We start from the raw sequence: 15,413 nt of genomic DNA on the forward strand, positions 1-15,413 counted from the left end.
TGGCCTCCGGGTTGAGGGTGTTTAGCCCTCCACCTCGATGCCCATGGAACGGGCGGTGCCGGCGATGATCTTGGCGGCAGCCTTGATGTCGTTGGCGTTGAGGTCAGCCATCTTGGTGCCGGCGATCTCATCGACCTGCGCCTGGGTCAGCTTCGCAACCTTGTTGGTGTGCGGGGTAGCCGAACCCTTCTGCACGCCTGCGGCCTTCTTGATCAGCTCGGCGGCCGGCGGGGTCTTGGTGATAAAGGTGAAGGAACGGTCTTCGTAGACCGTGATTTCAACCGGGATCACGTTTCCGCGCTGGGATTCCGTGGCGGCGTTGTACGCCTTGCAGAATTCCATGATGTTGACACCGTGCTGACCAAGCGCCGGACCGATCGGCGGGGCCGGGTTGGCGGCGCCTGCCTGGATCTGGAGCTTGATGAGGCCGGTGACCTTTTTCTTGGGGGCCATATCGGGTCCTTCTCTCACATTACGTACCGGCGGCACAGGAGCGTGCCGGCGGTGGTTGGCCGCCATGGCTTGGCGGCCGGCCGTGCGGATTCGGACAAAGCGGGTCCGTATCCGCACGAAGTCTTGGTTAGTGGATCTTGGTGACCTGGCTGAACGAGAGCGTCACCGGGGTTTCGCGCTCGAAGATGGTCACCAGCACCACCAGCTGCTGGGATTCCGGCTTGATTTCGGAAATCGTTGCCGGCAGCGTCTCGAACGGCCCGTCGTTGACGGTGACGGACTCGCCGACCTCGAAGTTGACGGTGATCGGCGTGCTCGGTGCCGTCGACTTGCCCGCAGCCTTGCCGCCGGCTTCCGTCTTGGTGCCCGTGATGGTGTGCTCCAGCATGGAAGCAACTTCCTTCAGGCTCAGCGGCACCGGGTTGTGGGCGTTGCCGACGAACCCGGTCACGCCGGGGGTGTGGCGGACGGCGCCCCATGAGGCGTCAGTCAGGTCCATCCGGACCAGCACGTAACCCGGGATGCGCACGCGCTTGACCAGCTTGCGCGTGGTGTTCTTGATCTCCACGACCTCTTCCATCGGGACCTGGATCTCGTAGATGAAGTCTTCCATGTTCAGGGTCTGGATGCGGGTCTCCAGGTTGACCTTCACACGGTTTTCGTAGCCGGCGTAGGAGTGGATGACGTACCAGTCGCCGGGCTGGCGGCGCAGCTTGGCACGGAAGGCTTCGAGGGCTTCCTCTTCGGTCTGCTCAACCTCTTCGGCTTCTTCGGCCGGCCCGGTCTCCTCCGGGGCCCCGTCGGCGGCCTCGGCTTCGGTCAGGTCCGCCTCGGCGGCGGCTTCGGCGGCCTCGTCGAGGACGGGGGCGTCGTCGGCGGCCTGGTCAAGCTCGCTCGCCAGATCGGCACCGGCAGCCTCTTCTGCGGCGTCAACGCCAAAAGCCGGCACCTCGTCGGCGCCGGTCCCGGTAACCTGCTCGTCGGCTTCCAGCTCCGCGTTCTCTTCGGAGTTCTGGGCTTCGAGTTCCTGGTCGGACACTTAGCTTCCTGCTTTCTTCTTCAGCTCACTTGACTCGCGGCGGCTTTGCGCCGTCGTCGTATCCATCCGTACGGCTGCCGCAACGCGGACGTTACTGTTCGGGTATGCCGTCTCCGAAGACGAAGAACGCGCCCTGGCCGAAAACCAGATCCAGTGCCGTGACGATCAACATCATGACCGCCACAAAAGCGATCACCACCAGCGTGTAGTTCAGCAATTCCTTGCGGGTCGGCGTGACGACCTTTTTGAGTTCGGCAACGACCTGGCGGACAAACAAAATGATCCGGGCGAAGAGACCGCGCTTCTCGGTCTTTCGTCCGGTGGGGCGTCCCTGGGGACTGCTGGAAGACGTATCGGTCAACCTGGCCTCACTCATTCTGTCCGGTGTCCGGCCCCCGGACGGCCTCGGCCGGCCTGGACCGCTGCTTCGTGCTGGGATGCTGAACTGCTGCAGTTTATGCCTGCGGCGGTTCTGCGCAGGGCAGACAGGACTCGAACCTGCAACCTGCGGTTTTGGAGACCGCTGCGCTACCAATTGCGCCACTACCCTATGGAGCCGAATACTGCCGGATGCCCCCGCCGCGCGGGCATGGAACATCATGGCGTTTTCAACACCGAAGATCCAGTTTACGCCAGCGATGCGCCGACGTCGAACCGAACCCCGTTTGCCGCCCACAAGGCGACTGATCCATTATGCAACATTTCCGCCGGCCCGCTGACCAAGGGGCCGGGCGGGCACCCGGCAACGGGCCGTACCCCCGACGGGCTGCACCCGGACTCGGCCTGCACCTAGACTAAGGAACAGTCCTACACGCTACTGAAGACGGGAACACCATGCCTGCCAACGCCCGCGTCTCCCGGCGCATCGCGTCCATCGCCGAATCCGCCACCCTCGCCGTCGATGCCAAGGCAAAAGCGCTGAAGGCTGCCGGGCGCCCGGTGATCGGCTTCGGGGCGGGCGAACCGGACTTCCCGACCCCGGACTACATCGTGGAGGCCGCCATCGAGGCCGCGCGCCAGCCGCGCTTCCACCGCTACTCCCCCGCCGGCGGCCTGCCCGAACTGAAGCAGGCCATCGCGGACAAGACGCTGCGCGATTCCGGCTACCGGGTGGACCCCGCCCAGGTGCTGGTGACCAACGGCGGCAAGCAGGCCGTGTACGAATCCTTCGCCACCTTGTTGGATCCGGGCGACGAGGTCCTGGTCCCCGCGCCGTTCTGGACCACCTACCCCGAGGCGATCCGGCTGGCCGGCGGCGTCCCGGTGGAGGTCTTCGCCGGGCCGGAGCAGGGCTATCTGGTCACCGTCGACCAGCTCGAAGGCGCGCTGACCGACAAAACCAAGGTGCTGCTCTTCGTCTCCCCGTCCAACCCGACCGGTGCCGTCTACCAGCCGGAACAGGTTGCCGAGATCGGCCGGTGGGCCGCGTCCAAGGGCCTGTGGGTCATCACCGACGAAATCTACGAGCACCTCACCTATGACGGCGTGCCCTTCACCTCCATCGCGACGGCCGCGCCGGAGCTGGGCGACAAGGTCGTCATCCTCAACGGCGTGGCCAAGACCTACGCCATGACCGGCTGGCGGGTGGGCTGGATGATCGGCCCGAAGGACGTGGTCAAGGCCGCCACCAATATGCAGTCCCACGCCACCTCCAACGTGGCCAACGTGTCCCAGATGGCGGCGCTGGCCGCCGTGTCCGGACCGCTGACCGCGGTGGACGAGATGAAGGTTGCCTTCGACCGGCGCCGCAAGGCCATGGTCGAGGGCCTGAACGCCATAGCCGGCGTCGAATGCCCGACGCCGGAGGGCGCGTTCTACGCCTACGCCGACGTCCGCGGGCTGCTGGGCAAGGAATTCCCGACGGCGGACGGCACCATCCGTCCGGCGACCTCCGCCGAGCTCGCCGCGCTGATCCTCGACGAGGTCGAGGTCGCCGTCGTTCCCGGCGAGGCCTTTGGGCCGTCCGGCTTCGTGCGGTTGTCCTACGCCCTCGGCGACGAAGACCTGGCTACCGGCGTCGGCCGGCTGCAGGATTTCCTGGCGAAGGCCAAGTAGCCGCCGGATACGCTCCCGGCCGGACTGCCGAGGGGCAGCCCGGCCGGGTGGCGTTCCGGCTACTTTTCCGGCTGGGACTGGTGGGCCGGATTGCCGTGGAACGGCGGCACGACCCGTGGGCCCGAGGTTTCCGGCTGCGCCGCGGAGCCGCCTTGGCTTCCGCCGACCTCGGGCATGTCCGGCATCGTGGTCCCGCTTGGCTCTGCTCCGGCGCGCAACTCCTCGAGCCGGCGCTCGAGGACCTGGACGACCGGGAGCCGGTTTCCATGCTCCCGCTCGTAGGTCAGGAGCTCCGTCATTCCCTGCTCGTCCAGCCCGGTGATCCGGGTCGGGAGCGTGCCCAGGGGTATGTGGTCGTAGTCCGGCAGCGGAAGTTCGTCGTGCCGTGGGGAGTCGGTCATGAATCCTCCTGCGCTCGTCGGTCCTGACAGTTCCCCCAAGCTACCACCGGCGCTCGGGGGTACAACAGGGCCCGGCGCCCCTGCTACAGGATCCGGCGGTCAACGGCCCAGCGGGTCAGTTCGTGCCGGGAGGACAGCTGGAGCTTGCGCAGCACGGACGAGACGTGCGTTTCGACGGTCTTGATGGAGATGAACAGTTCCTTGGCCACCTCCTTGTACTGGTAGCCGCGGGCGATGAGCCGCATGACCTCCAGTTCGCGCGCGGAGAGCTTGTCCAGTTCGTCGTCAACGTTGGCTACGGCTGCGGTGCCGAAGGCGTCCAGGACGAACCCGGCCAGCCGCGGCGAGAAGGCCGCGTCACCGCCGGCCACGCGCTCCACGGCGTCGGATATTTCGGCGCCGGAGATTGTCTTGGTGACGTACCCGCGGGCGCCGGCCCGGATGACGGTGACGACGTCTTCGGCGGAGTCGGACACGCTCAGCGCCAGGAATTTGGTCTCCGCCAGCAGGTCGGCGCAGCCCGCGACCACCTCGGCCCCGCCGCCGCCCCTGCCTCCGGGCAGGTGCACGTCCAGGAGGACGACCGCGGGCCGCTGCTCGTGGATGGCCGCGATGGCTTGCTCCACGGTCGCGGCCTCGGCGACCACCTCGATCCGCCCGTCCAGGTCCGCTTTCAAGCCGGAACGGAAGATGGCGTGGTCGTCGACGACGACCACGCGGATGGGTTCGGTCACGATGCGGTTCCTTCCTGGGGGTGCTGCAGGCTGAGATGGACTTCGGTGCCGCTGCCGGTGTTGCGGATTTTTGCCTGGCCGCCGTGCCGCTCCATCCGGCCGATCAGCGATTCGCGCACGCCCATCCGGTCCGGCGGCACGGCGGCGGGCTCGAACCCGGGACCGCGGTCGCGGACGAAGATTTCGCTGCTGCCCGGGGTGCATTCAACGTAGACGGAGATGGGGCCGCCGGCGTGCTTTGCCGCGTTCTGCACCGCCTCCCGGGTGGCGTGCACCAGGACCTCGTGCCGGTCGGTCATGGCGCTGTCGCCCACGGCGACCATGTCCACGGGATGCCCGTAGGCGTCTTCGATTTCCGCGGCCACGGCCTTCACGCGGTCCACCAGGTTGCCCTCTTCCTGCCGCCTGTCCCGGTAGAGCCATTCGCGCAGTTCCCGTTCCTGGGCGCGGGCCAACCGGGTGACGTCGTGTTCCGAACCGGCGCGGTTTTGGATCAGGGCGAGCGTCTGCAGCACCGAATCGTGCAGGTGCGCGGCGATCTCCGCGCGTTCGGTTTCGCGGATCCGGCCGGAGCGTTCGGTCTCCAGGTCCCGCCAGTACTTCAGCACCCACGGTGCCAAAACCAGCAGGACCCCGGCCAGGACGGCCAGCGAGGCGAACAGCGTGGGCCACATGGCCTCCCAGGTGATCGAACCGGACACCATTGTGACGATGCCGGCCACCACCAGGACCAGCCCGGCCAGCAACCGCACGGCGCCCTGGGCCCCGGTTGCCCCGGCGCGGTCCATCAGGCCGCTGCGCCGGGAATCGTCCAGCTGCATCCACGCGATCACCGCGCCGGCCGCGATGGCGAGGACGGGCAGCCAGGTCCCCCAGGGCAGATTGATGCCCGCCAGTTGGGCGACGACGGCGCCGCCCGCGAGGACCAGGGCCGCGCCGATCAGGATTTCCTTGCCGCCGCGCTGCATCAGCCGCGGGGCGCCGGCCGCGGCCTGCGGAAGCGCTCCGGGTTGCCCGCCGGGACGGGCGGGGGGCGGACCGGGCTGCGCGACGGGGCGGCCCGCAGGCAGGCCGGCCGCCTGCCCGACCGGCCGGCCGTTCCCCTCCTGGCCGGGACGCGGGGCGCCGAATCCCCGTGCGAAGTTCTCCGCGATGCCGCGGGGATTGAAGGCGCGCTCGGCTGCCAGGGCCTCGTCGGCCGCGGTCGGCACCAGCAGCCAGAGCCAGACATAGAGCAGCACGCCGGCTCCCCCGGCGAGCGCCAGGACCACCATGCCGACCCGGACGATCCCGACCGAGGTGTTCAAGTGCCGGGCCAGGCCGGTACACACGCCCGCGATAATGCGGTCCTCGGTGGAGCGGACGAGCGGTTCTCTCATGGGTCAATCCAAGCACGCGTGGGCGTACCCGACCTACCGCCGGGCGCCGAATCAGGGGAACCCGGCCGGCCGGTCAGGGAAGGGTCAGGGTGGCACCCCATAGAGGAGAGGGCTGCCGGTTGGAATGATCAAACCATGACCTCACACGCACCGAGCCCGTCGGATAACGACGGCACCGACCGAACAGACGAACCGGACCAGCAACCGGCAGTCCCCGAATCCGGGCAGGAATCCGCCCCGGCAGCGCCCCAGGCGCCCGCTTCCGCAGAGCCCCGGACCATCCAGGCGGCAGAGGACGACGACGCACCCGCCAATCCGACCCAGCCCATCCTTCCGGGCACCAACCCCACCCTGCCGCTGGGCGCCGGCTACCACGATCCCGGCTACGCAAACGCGGCCGGGGCCGACGGGACCGGCTACGCCGGCCATGACGGAGGCGGCGGTAACTTCCCGCCGCCGCCTCCGGGCAGCGCCGGCGCTTACCCGCCGCCGCCCGCCGGCGGCTTCCCGGCGCAGAGCAACGCGTTCTTCAGCTGGTTCCGCAACCTCGGGGTTTCCCGCGGGCAGGACCGCTGGATCGGCGGGGTGGCCTCCGGCGTCGCGCACCGGATCGGGCTGGACCCGATCCTGGTCCGCGGGCTGTTCATCCTGCTCGCCGTCTTCGGCGGCATCGGCGTGCTGCTCTACGGCGTGGCCTGGGCCCTGCTGCCCGAGCCGGACGGCCGGATCCATGCCGAAGAAGCCGGCCGCAGCAACTGGACGGCAGGCATGACCGGCGCGGTGATCTTCACGGTCCTCGGCGTGTTCAGCCGCCCGTTCAGCTGGATCTTCGGGTTCAACAACGACGGCGGCTGGGGCTTCGGCGGCTTCGTCTGGGCCGTGATCTGGCTGGGCGCGGTGGGGTTCTTCATCTACTGGCTCGCCACGCGCAACAAGGCAGGCGCACCGGATTCGGCACCGACCGGAGCGGACGGCTTCCCGCCCGCACCGGCCACCGGCAGCGGTACCTCCGCCTACTACGGTGCCCCCGGCACCTCCGGCACCACCGGCACTGCCTACGGTTCGACGCCGGCTTCCGCGACCGGATACGGTAACGCGGGCCACGGCGGCCACCAGGGCCCGCCGCGGCAGGCCTATCCGCAGCCGCGCCCGTATCCGCAGCCCGCGCCGCGGCCCTACAAGCCCGCCCCCCGCGGCCCCTCGGGTGCGGCCATCGCCCTGACCCTGGGCGCCGCCATGCTGGCCGCCGGCGTGGTCCTGGGGCTCAACGCGCTGGAATTCGTTGAGCTGGGCCGGAATGTCGTGCCCGTCGCCATCGCCGCGGCGCTGGTCGTGATCGGCATCGGCGTCGTGGTGCTGGGCGCCGTCGGCCGCACCTCCGGCGTCCTCGGTTTCCTGGCCGCTGTGGGACTGGTCCTGGCGCTGGCCTTCTCCGCGGGAACGCAGTGGACGGCCTCCAACTACGCCATCGCCTCGAGCCGGACCTGGACCTCGGCCGCGACCCCGGCCCAGGGTGACGGCTACAGCGTCGTGGCCGGCGACGGCACCGTGGACCTGCGCGCCGTCTCCGGTTCCCGTTTCGGCGGCCCGGCCCTCGTCCCGGTCAACGCCGTGGCCTCCTCCATCACCGTCATCATCCCCGACGACGTCCCGGTGAAGGTGGAAACGCAGATGGCGCTGGGCAACGTCGAATACGTCACCGGCGCGGACAGCGGACGGCAGTCCGGGTTCTGGCAGCCGGGAAGCTACACCATCAACGACGACGGCGGGGCGCCGGAAATCGTCCTGGCCGTCCGGGGCGTGGCCAGCAACGTCGACATCGTGACCGTCAGCGAACTGGAGGAAATCCGATGAGCAGCCAACTGAACCGCGACCAGGACCGCCGTCCCCGCGTCGGCACCATCATCTGGGGCTTGATCGCCGTGGCCGTCGGCCTGCTGGTGCTCGCCGGGACCTGGTGGGACATCAGCTTCAACTGGGCCTATGTGATGATCGCCCTGCTGATCGGCTCCGGCATCGCCCTGGTGGTCGCCGGCGTCCTGAGCGCCACCCGCAACCGGGACCGCTAGCCCGGGACCGACAGGACCGCACCCGACCGACAACCAAGGCGGCCCGCGCCACCCGCGCGGGCCGCCTTCGACGAACCGGCAGTGACAATAGCTCCCGAACACGAAAGCATGGTGCCATGGATACCTTTTACCGCGTGCTCCGCTCCAGCCCCGTCCGTCGCGGCCCCGACCGCTGGGTCGCCGGCATTTGCGGCGGCATTGCAGCCAAGTTCGGCTGGGACGTGATGTGGGTGCGGATCGCCACCTTGCTGGTCTTCCTCTTCCCCGGCGTCGGCATCGGCACCTACCTGGTGTTGTGGCTGCTGCTGCCGAAGTACGACGGCAGCATCGCGCTGGAGAAGCTGCTCGCCGGCAAATCCTGATCCGCTGTCCACCGGCCGGAGGACAAGGGAGTCGGCAGGACGGACGTGCCGGCCTCGGCCCCGGGCGGAGCATGCTGGAAGCATGAGAACACACGCCACCGCCCGCGCCGCGTTGGACGCCGCGGGCGCGCCGGCCCCCGGCCACCCGGTGCCGGCCGCCTCCGATCCTGCCCCGCCGGGCGCCGCCGTCGTCCTCGACCGGTTGGTGAAGGAGTACCCCCGTGCCGGCGGCGGAACTTTCCGCGCCGTGGACGGCATCACGCTGCAGATCCTCACGGGCGAAACGTACGCACTGCTCGGGCCCAACGGGGCCGGCAAATCCACCACCATCGAGATGATGGAGGGCCACCGGAAGCCGACCTCCGGCCGCGCCGCCGTGCTCGGCGTCGACCCGTACCGGGCGGCGCCGTCGTTCCGTGCCCGCATCGGTGTCGTGCTGCAGGAGGCCACCGATGCCGGCGAGCTGAAGGTGGCCGAATCGCTGCGCGCCCTCGCCGCCTACTACCCCGCCCCGCGCCCGGTCGACGAGGTGACCGCCGCCGTTGGGCTGGAGGAAAAGGCCGGCGCACGGATCGGCGCCCTCTCCGGCGGCCAGCGCCGGCGGCTGGACGTGGCCATGGGCCTGATCGGCAATCCCGACCTGTTGTTCCTGGACGAACCGACGACCGGCTTCGACCCGGAGGCCAGGCGGTCCTTCTGGGAGCTGATCCGCCGCCTGGGTTCCGACGGCACCACGATCGTGCTCACCACGCACTACCTCGACGAAGCCGAGCAGCTGGCGGACCGGCTGGGCGTCATCGCCGCGGGACGGCTGGTGGCCGAAGGCACGCCCGCAACGATCGGCGGGGCGGCACTGCGCCGGCCCAGGGTCAGCTGGACGGACGAGGCCGGCGACCACCTTGAGACGACCGACGAGCCGGCGGCGCTGGTGCACCGGCTCAGCGGCGGCGGGCGGCGCGAGCCGGCCGACCTGCAGGTGCGCGTGCCGCACCTCGAGGACATCTACCTTCAGTTGCTGCAGCAGCACGGCACGGACAGGACCGACGCGGCATGAACGCCCCGTCCCCCTCGACATCCGGCCCCGCCGCGTCCGCCCCCTCGACATCCGGCCGCCCCGGGGCAGGCCGGGCCTGGCGGCCGAACGCCGTGCTGCTGGGCTGGAAACGGACGCTGCTGGAGGTGCGGATGTTCTCGCGCGACCCGGCCGCGGTGGTCTTCACCCTGCTGTTCCCGCTGATCATGATGGGCCTGTTCAGCACCGTCTTCGGCGAGGACGCGTCGATGGGCGATCCGGCGCGGCCGGAGTCGCTGCTGCGCCCGGCCGAGTACTTCCTGCCCGCGATGCTGGCGCTGGGCACGGTCCTGAGCGGCTTCCAAAACCTCAGCGCCTACGTGGCCGCCGAACGGTTCAACGGCAGCATCAAGCGGCTGGCCGGAACGCCGCTGCCCAGCCTGTCCTACTTCCTGGGCAAGACCGGCATGACGCTGGTCCTGATCCTGACGCAATCGGCCCTGCTGTTGCTGGGCGCGCGGTTCCTGTTCGACGTGCCCCTGCCGGCGACGCCGGAGGCCTGGCTGACGTTCGCGTGGCTGCTTTTGGGGTCCACGGCGGCCTGGTCGGCGGTGGGGATCGCCTTCGCCTGCCTGGCCAGGTCCGGGCCCTCCGCCTCCACCATGGCGGCCGTGCCGCCGCTGCTGCTGTCCTTCATCTCCGGCGTCTATTTCCCGTTCCCGCAGATCCCGGACTGGCTGCGCGGCCTCGCGGACCTGACGCCGCTGCGCTGGACCGCCAGCGGCATGCGCTCGGTGTTCCTGCCGGAGGGCTGGGAGGCCGTGGAGCCCGGCGGGAGCTGGAACCTGGGGATGTCCGCCGTCGTGATCCTCAGCTGGCTGGCCGCCGGTCTGGTGCTGACCCGGCTGATGTTCCGTTGGCCGCCGCAGAAGTAGTCCCCCGCGGCAGGGCGCCGCGCCGGCCGGGCGGCGGGGCCGTCGTAAGGTGATGCCATGAGTGAATCAGCGGTCCCGCCGGCGCCTGCCCCGCCGTCCGTCGGGGACTCGATCTGGTTCCGGGGTCTGAAGTGGTGGCACCTCGGGTTCTACGTGGCGCTGGCGACCGTCGCCGTCATCGTCTGGGTCAGCGCCGAGGCGGGGAATCCCGCCAAGGCATCGGCGGTGGCGTCCCTCGTCCTGCTCGGGGCCGCCTACCCGTTCCTGACCCGGGCGAAGGACCTGCACACCTGGAAGCCGAAGCTGTACGTGGTGCTGCTGATCGCCGTGGTGACCTACCTGGCGTTCCTCTCCGGCGCCGGCTCGATCATCCTCTTCATCGCGTTCCCGCAGGTGTGGATGTTCGCGGGGTCGGAGCGCAACGGCGTGGCCGCCTCCGCGCTGATCTGCGTGCTCGTGGCCGCCGGCCAGCTGCACCTGTACGGCACCGGGGCCGCCGGACTGCTCGCCGCCGGGCTGCAGGCGGTGATCTCCTTCCTGGCCAGCACGCTGCTGGGCCTGTGGATCTACAAGATCATCGAACAGAGCGAGCAGCGGGCGGACCTGATCGCGGAGCTCAACGCCGCCCGGGCGGAACTGGGGGCCGCGCACGAGCGCCAAGGCGCCATGGCCGAGCGGGAGCGGATGGCCCGCGAGATCCACGACACGCTGGCGCAGGGCTTCACCTCGATCGTGATGCTCTCGGAGGTGGCCCAGGCGCAGCTGCGCAAGGCCGGCACCCCGGTCCCGGCGGTGCTTGCGTCCTCCCTGGCCGGGATCCGGACACCGCACGGGACAACCTGCAGGAAGCGCGGGCCCTAATCGCGGCCTCCGGCCCCACGCAACTGGCAGGCGGCGACCTGCTCGGCGCGCTGCGGCGGCTCGAGGCCACCGCCCTGGACGGCACCCGGCTGAGCGTGGAGCTGCCGGCGGCGCTGCCGGAACTGACGCCGGCGCAGCAGGTGGTGGTGCTGCGGGCCGCGCAGGAGGCCCTGAACAACGTCCGCCGGCACGCCGGCGCGGGCTCCGCACGGCTGCGGCTGCACCTCGACGGAGCGTCCCTGGTGCTCTCCGTGGACGACGACGGCGCCGGCTTCGTCCCCGCGGCCCGGACCTCAGGCGACAGCTACGGGCTGCGCGCCATGGCCGAGCGGCTGTCCGAAATCGGCGGCAGCCTCGACGTGCGCTCGGCGCCGGGCGACGGCACCCGGCTGACCATGACCATCCCGCTGCAGCTGCAAGGAGCCGGCAATGTCCGCTGAACCCCGACCGGACAGCCCGGGCAACGACACCGGTGCCGCCACCGGGGCCCCCCGCATCCGGGTCGTCATCGCCGACGACCACCCCGTGGTCCGCGCCGGGCTGGCCGGCTTGCTGGGCACCGAGGACCGGCTGGAGGTGGTGGCCCAGGCTCCCGACGGCGACGCGGCAGTGAGTGCCGCGCTGGACGCGGGCGCCGACGTCGTCCTGATGGACCTGCGGATGCCGCGGCTGGACGGCGCCGACGCCACCGCGCGGATCGTTGCCGCCCGGCCGGGCACCAAGGTGCTGATCCTGACCACCTACAACGGCGACGCCGACATCGTCCGCGCGGTGGAGGCCGGCGCGGTGGGCTACCTGCTCAAGGACACCCCCGGCGAGGCGCTGATCGCCGCGGTCTTCGCCGCTGCCCGGGGCGAAACGGTCCTGGCCCCGCCGATCGCGGCCAAGCTGGTCTCCCGGCTGCGCTCGCCCGCGCCGCCGGCGCTGTCGGCCCGGGAGACCGAGGTGCTGGGGGCCGTGGCCGACGGCCTGAGCAACCCGGAAATCGCCGCCCGGCTGTTCATCGCCGAGACCACGGTGAAGACGCACCTGCTGCGGATCTTCGCCAAGCTCGACGTCGACGACCGCACCCGCGCCGTCGTCGTCGCCATGCAGCACGGCCTGCTGCCCGCCTGAGGCGCCGTCCCGCCCGGCAGGGCTCCCCGCCGCCGGAGCCGCTCGCGGCCGGAATGACTCGGGCCCCGGTTCCTGCATAGGATTGAGGCGGGCTCAATGGGGTGCTCGCGCCGACCGGCCAGCAACCGAGAAGGAGTACCCATGAGGATTGGCATCATGACCAGCGGCGGGGATTGCCCCGGCCTGAATGCGGTGATCCGCGGCATCGTGCTCAAGGGCATCACCGCGCACGGGCACGAGTTTGTCGGCTTCCGCGACGGCTGGCGCGGCGTGCTGGAGGGCGACATCATGGAACTGCCGCGGCACCAGGTGCGCGGCATCTCCAAGCAGGGCGGCACGATCCTGGGCACCTCGCGCACCAACCCGTTCGAGGGCCCCAACGGCGGGCCGGAGAAGATCCAGCAGACGCTGGACCGGCTGGGCGTGGACGCGGTGATCGTGATCGGCGGCGAGGGCACCCTGGCCGGCGCCTACCGGCTCACCCAAAGCGGGCTGAAGATCGTCGGCGTGCCCAAGACCATCGACAACGACCTGGAAGCCACCGACTACACCTTCGGTTTCGACACCGCGGTGCAGATCGCCACCGAGGCGATCGACCGGCTGCGCACCACCGGCGAATCGCACCACCGCTGCATGATCGCCGAGGTGATGGGCCGCAACGTGGGCTGGATCGCGCTGCACGCGGGCATGGCCACCGGCGCGCACGCCATCCTGATCCCCGAGCAGAGCGTGAGCATGGACCAGGTATCCGACTGGGTGCTGCACGCGCAGAAGCGCGGCCGCGCGCCGCTGGTTGTGGTGGCCGAGGGCTGGGTGCCCGACGGCGAACTGGGCCCGCACGCCGAGCGCGGCGTGGACAGTTTCGGGCGGCCGAGGCTCGGGGGCATCGGCGAGCGACTGGCCCCCGAACTGGAGGCCCGCACCGGGATCGAAACGCGCGCCACCACGCTGGGGCACATCCAGCGCGGCGGGGTCCCCTCCGGCTACGACCGCGTGCTGGCCACCCGCCTGGGCATGGCGGCCGTGGACTCGGTGGTGGAGAAGCGCTGGGGCTCCATGGTGGCTCTGAAGGGCACGGACGTCGTGCACGTGGGCTTCGAGTCGGCGCTGAACAATCTAAAAACCGTCCCCCAGCATCGTTACGACGAGGCAAGGGTTCTCTTCGGCTAAGCGTTCAGTAGTGTGGCAGGTATGCGATTGGACGCAGGGACGGCTGACATTGTGCTGCTGGCGTGGGCACGGTTGCTCGGATTCTCCGACAACGCCTTCACCGCGGCCGGCGACCGGCTGACCAGGATCAACGAGGACGCCGGGACTCTCACCTTCGTGCGCTTGTTCGGCCGCTCAGCGCTTGTGGGGCCGGAATGGGCCGTCGCCGCGGCCGCCCGGTACTCGGACGACGACCTGGCCGAACACCAGACGCTGATGCTGCTGAGCCGGGAGCACGGCGGGCACGGGCTGGGCAAAGCCGTGCTGTCCTACGCCGAAGACCTGCCGGTGGTCCAGCCCGAACGGGAGGCCCTGGTGTCCACCGCGGGCAGCGACGTCGCCCGGCTGGAAGACAGGTGCCCGCCCGATGACACGCACGAAGCGGGGCTGGCCGGCATGGACAAGTCGTTCGTGCTGCTGGACGGCAGCACCCCGATGGCCGGCGCCGGCTACCAGGAGTGGCAGCAGATCCTCGGCCACGTGGGCGTGCTGACCGCCCCCGCCTACCGGCGCCGCGGAGCCGGCGCGTTGATCGCGGCGATCGCCGGCCATGAGGCGCTTTCCTCCGGACTCATTCCGCAGTGGCGCTCGCACGAAGAGAACAGGGCCTCCCGCGCGCTGGCCGCGAGCCTGGGATTCTGGGACGCGGGCACCCAGACCTCGGTGATCCTGCAGAAGCGGAACTGACGACTGCGGCTTAGCGCGGCGGGCGCAGGAACCCGGTCTGGCGGCCGACCACCTGGCCGGCATCGGGGGTGACAATCACTTCCTGGGCGGCGTCGTAGCTCTCGCCGTCGTCCAGCACGGTCAGCTGCGCCTGCGGATCGACCGAGCGCTTGACCACGGCCAGCGCAATCGGTCCCATCTCGTAGTGTTGCGCGGCGGACGTGACCGCCCCGACGCGCTTGTCGCCGAGCATCACGTCGCTGCCCGGGACCGGCAGCGTGTGCTGCGAGCCGTCCAGCTGCAGGAACACCAGCCGGCGCGGCGGGCGGCCCAGGTTGTGCACGCGGGCGATGGTTTCCTGGCCCTTGTAGCAGCCCTTCTCCAGGTGCACGGCGGTGCGGATGAGGTCCAGTTCGTGCGGGATGGTCTTCTCGTCGGTCTCCGCCCCGACCCGTGGCCGCCACGCGGCGATCCGCAGCGCCTCGGCGGCCCAGACGCCGGCCAGCTGCAGCCCGGAGACGGCCGATTCCAGGTCGGCCGCCGGCAGCAGGTATTCGTACCAGGACCGTTCCAGGCCGGGGTGCTTGGGTTCCTCGATGCCGGTGTAGGCATAGCCGCCGGCACCGATCTGCGGCCACGGATCCTGCCACACGAGGCGGCCCTCGAAGGCCGGGACCGGCCTGACCGACCCCACCACGGCCCAGTCGGCGGAGACATCGGCAACCTCTACCCGCAGCATGAACTTCATTCTGTCCAGCCATGCGGCCAGCGGCGCCGCCTCGAAGGATTCGACGATCAGCCAGGTGCGTTCGCCGTCGTCGATAATGCGGGCGTCGTATTCGATCCGGCCCTGCACGGTGAGCAGCAGCGCTTCGCTGGACTGGCCCGGCTTCAGGTTCAGCAGCAGCTGCGAGGAGAGCGTGTTCAGCCAGCTCAGCCGGTCTTCGCCGGCCACCGTCACCACCCCGCGGTGGGAAAGGTCCGTGACGGCCTCGCCGCGAGCCAGGGCGCGCTGTTCGCGCAGCGGGTCGGAGTAGTGGGCGGCGACGCCGGCGTCGGCCCCGGAGGCTTCGACGGCGCCGTGTTGCAGGAGCAAAGGGCTGCGGTAGGTCATACCGGCGT

General features: G+C 70.3%; 18 protein-coding genes and 1 tRNA gene. 11 read left to right on the forward strand and 8 right to left on the reverse strand.

Features of this window, described 5'->3' with window-relative positions:
• Positions 1 to 21: 21 nt before the first annotated feature.
• From rplK to AC5RVV_RS06365, 4 genes are all read right to left on the reverse strand, one after another.
• Positions 22 to 453, reverse strand: a complete 432-nt coding sequence (gene rplK, locus AC5RVV_RS06350; protein WP_493979247.1) for a 50S ribosomal protein L11 — start codon at positions 451 to 453, stop codon at positions 22 to 24.
• A 127-nt stretch (positions 454 to 580) separates the two neighbouring features.
• Positions 581 to 1,492, reverse strand: a complete 912-nt coding sequence (gene nusG, locus AC5RVV_RS06355; protein ID WP_494000507.1) for a transcription termination/antitermination protein NusG — start codon at positions 1,490 to 1,492, stop codon at positions 581 to 583.
• 91 nt (positions 1,493 to 1,583) lie between these two features.
• Entirely contained in the window at positions 1,584 to 1,853 is a 270-nt protein-coding gene (gene secE / locus AC5RVV_RS06360) for a preprotein translocase subunit SecE (RefSeq protein ID WP_494000508.1), read from the reverse strand.
• A gap of 116 nt (positions 1,854 to 1,969) precedes the next feature.
• Positions 1,970 to 2,042: transfer RNA gene (locus AC5RVV_RS06365), tRNA-Trp, on the reverse strand.
• 284 nt (positions 2,043 to 2,326) lie between these two features.
• Between AC5RVV_RS06365 and AC5RVV_RS06370 the strand changes: the two genes are divergently transcribed.
• Positions 2,327 to 3,547 carry a pyridoxal phosphate-dependent aminotransferase gene (locus AC5RVV_RS06370; protein WP_494000509.1) on the forward strand — a complete coding sequence of 407 codons (1,221 nt, stop codon included), beginning with the start codon at positions 2,327 to 2,329 and terminating at the stop codon, positions 3,545 to 3,547.
• Between the two features lie 59 nt (positions 3,548 to 3,606).
• On the opposite strand, the gene AC5RVV_RS06375 is transcribed toward AC5RVV_RS06370, so the two are convergent.
• The 3 genes from AC5RVV_RS06375 to AC5RVV_RS06385 form a co-directional block, all read right to left on the reverse strand.
• On the reverse strand, positions 3,607 to 3,948 hold the full coding sequence (locus tag AC5RVV_RS06375) for a DUF8129 domain-containing protein (protein WP_494000510.1): 342 nt from the start codon (positions 3,946 to 3,948) through the stop codon (positions 3,607 to 3,609).
• A gap of 83 nt (positions 3,949 to 4,031) precedes the next feature.
• Positions 4,032 to 4,682, reverse strand: coding sequence for a LuxR C-terminal-related transcriptional regulator (locus tag AC5RVV_RS06380; RefSeq protein ID WP_494000511.1), 651 nt, complete (start codon positions 4,680 to 4,682; stop codon positions 4,032 to 4,034).
• A complete protein-coding gene (locus tag AC5RVV_RS06385; RefSeq protein WP_494000512.1) occupies positions 4,679 to 6,061 on the reverse strand; it encodes an ATP-binding protein in 1,383 nt (460 codons plus the stop codon). Before AC5RVV_RS06385 ends, AC5RVV_RS06380 begins: the two co-directional genes overlap by 4 nt.
• 135 nt (positions 6,062 to 6,196) lie before the next feature.
• Between AC5RVV_RS06385 and AC5RVV_RS06390 the strand changes: the two genes are divergently transcribed.
• The 10 genes from AC5RVV_RS06390 (at position 6,197) to AC5RVV_RS06435 (ending at position 14,312) form a co-directional block, all read left to right on the forward strand.
• A complete protein-coding gene (locus tag AC5RVV_RS06390) occupies positions 6,197 to 7,915 on the forward strand; it encodes a PspC domain-containing protein (RefSeq protein WP_494000513.1) in 1,719 nt (572 codons plus the stop codon).
• Positions 7,912 to 8,130 carry a hypothetical protein gene (locus AC5RVV_RS06395; RefSeq protein WP_493980168.1) on the forward strand — a complete coding sequence of 73 codons (219 nt, stop codon included), beginning with the start codon at positions 7,912 to 7,914 and terminating at the stop codon, positions 8,128 to 8,130. Before AC5RVV_RS06390 ends, AC5RVV_RS06395 begins: the two co-directional genes overlap by 4 nt.
• Before the next feature lie 116 nt (positions 8,131 to 8,246).
• Entirely contained in the window at positions 8,247 to 8,492 is a 246-nt protein-coding gene (locus AC5RVV_RS06400) for a PspC domain-containing protein (protein WP_494000514.1), read from the forward strand.
• Positions 8,493 to 8,574: 82 nt separating this feature from the next.
• A complete protein-coding gene (locus AC5RVV_RS06405; protein ID WP_494000515.1) occupies positions 8,575 to 9,546 on the forward strand; it encodes an ABC transporter ATP-binding protein in 972 nt (323 codons plus the stop codon).
• Entirely contained in the window at positions 9,543 to 10,439 is an 897-nt protein-coding gene (locus AC5RVV_RS06410) for an ABC transporter permease (RefSeq protein WP_494000516.1), read from the forward strand. Before AC5RVV_RS06405 ends, AC5RVV_RS06410 begins: the two co-directional genes overlap by 4 nt.
• 57 nt (positions 10,440 to 10,496) lie before the next feature.
• The gene (locus AC5RVV_RS06415; RefSeq protein ID WP_494000517.1) at positions 10,497 to 11,300 is read left to right on the forward strand and encodes a histidine kinase; all 804 of its coding nucleotides are present in this window, start codon (positions 10,497 to 10,499) and stop codon (positions 11,298 to 11,300) included.
• A 95-nt stretch (positions 11,301 to 11,395) separates the two neighbouring features.
• The gene (locus AC5RVV_RS06420) at positions 11,396 to 11,740 is read left to right on the forward strand and encodes an ATP-binding protein (protein WP_494000518.1); all 345 of its coding nucleotides are present in this window, start codon (positions 11,396 to 11,398) and stop codon (positions 11,738 to 11,740) included.
• Positions 11,730 to 12,416 (forward strand): response regulator transcription factor, encoded by a 687-nt coding sequence (locus tag AC5RVV_RS06425; protein ID WP_494000519.1) that lies wholly within the window; start codon positions 11,730 to 11,732, stop codon positions 12,414 to 12,416. The genes AC5RVV_RS06420 and AC5RVV_RS06425 overlap by 11 nt, the downstream gene beginning before the upstream one ends.
• 141 nt (positions 12,417 to 12,557) lie before the next feature.
• Positions 12,558 to 13,586: a 6-phosphofructokinase gene (locus AC5RVV_RS06430; RefSeq protein ID WP_494000520.1), complete on the forward strand. Its 1,029-nt coding sequence runs from the start codon at positions 12,558 to 12,560 to the stop codon at positions 13,584 to 13,586.
• Between the two features lie 21 nt (positions 13,587 to 13,607).
• Positions 13,608 to 14,312, forward strand: coding sequence for a GNAT family N-acetyltransferase (locus tag AC5RVV_RS06435; protein WP_494000521.1), 705 nt, complete (start codon positions 13,608 to 13,610; stop codon positions 14,310 to 14,312).
• Between the two features lie 10 nt (positions 14,313 to 14,322).
• On the opposite strand, the gene ygfZ is transcribed toward AC5RVV_RS06435, so the two are convergent.
• Positions 14,323 to 15,405, reverse strand: a complete 1,083-nt coding sequence (ygfZ, locus tag AC5RVV_RS06440; protein ID WP_494000522.1) for a CAF17-like 4Fe-4S cluster assembly/insertion protein YgfZ — start codon at positions 15,403 to 15,405, stop codon at positions 14,323 to 14,325.
• Between the last annotated feature and the right edge of the window lie 8 nt (positions 15,406 to 15,413).

Source organism: Arthrobacter sp. MDT2-34-1, from assembly GCF_059091365.1.

Coding starts and splice junctions, on each gene's coding strand:
- AC5RVV_RS06430 (WP_494000520.1), top strand. CDS start 12,558: ATGAGGATTGGCATCATGACCAGCGGCGGGGATTGCCCCGGCCTGAAT.
- AC5RVV_RS06385 (WP_494000512.1), bottom strand. CDS start 6,061: ATGAGAGAACCGCTCGTCCGCTCCACCGAGGACCGCATTATCGCGGGC.
- AC5RVV_RS06435 (WP_494000521.1), top strand. CDS start 13,608: ATGCGATTGGACGCAGGGACGGCTGACATTGTGCTGCTGGCGTGGGCA.
- AC5RVV_RS06405 (WP_494000515.1), top strand. CDS start 8,575: ATGAGAACACACGCCACCGCCCGCGCCGCGTTGGACGCCGCGGGCGCG.
- AC5RVV_RS06415 (WP_494000517.1), top strand. CDS start 10,497: ATGAGTGAATCAGCGGTCCCGCCGGCGCCTGCCCCGCCGTCCGTCGGG.
- AC5RVV_RS06410 (WP_494000516.1), top strand. CDS start 9,543: ATGAACGCCCCGTCCCCCTCGACATCCGGCCCCGCCGCGTCCGCCCCC.
- rplK (WP_493979247.1), bottom strand. CDS start 453: ATGGCCCCCAAGAAAAAGGTCACCGGCCTCATCAAGCTCCAGATCCAG.
- AC5RVV_RS06390 (WP_494000513.1), top strand. CDS start 6,197: ATGACCTCACACGCACCGAGCCCGTCGGATAACGACGGCACCGACCGA.
- ygfZ (WP_494000522.1), bottom strand. CDS start 15,405: ATGACCTACCGCAGCCCTTTGCTCCTGCAACACGGCGCCGTCGAAGCC.
- AC5RVV_RS06425 (WP_494000519.1), top strand. CDS start 11,730: ATGTCCGCTGAACCCCGACCGGACAGCCCGGGCAACGACACCGGTGCC.
- AC5RVV_RS06400 (WP_494000514.1), top strand. CDS start 8,247: ATGGATACCTTTTACCGCGTGCTCCGCTCCAGCCCCGTCCGTCGCGGC.
- AC5RVV_RS06375 (WP_494000510.1), bottom strand. CDS start 3,948: ATGACCGACTCCCCACGGCACGACGAACTTCCGCTGCCGGACTACGAC.
- AC5RVV_RS06395 (WP_493980168.1), top strand. CDS start 7,912: ATGAGCAGCCAACTGAACCGCGACCAGGACCGCCGTCCCCGCGTCGGC.
- AC5RVV_RS06370 (WP_494000509.1), top strand. CDS start 2,327: ATGCCTGCCAACGCCCGCGTCTCCCGGCGCATCGCGTCCATCGCCGAA.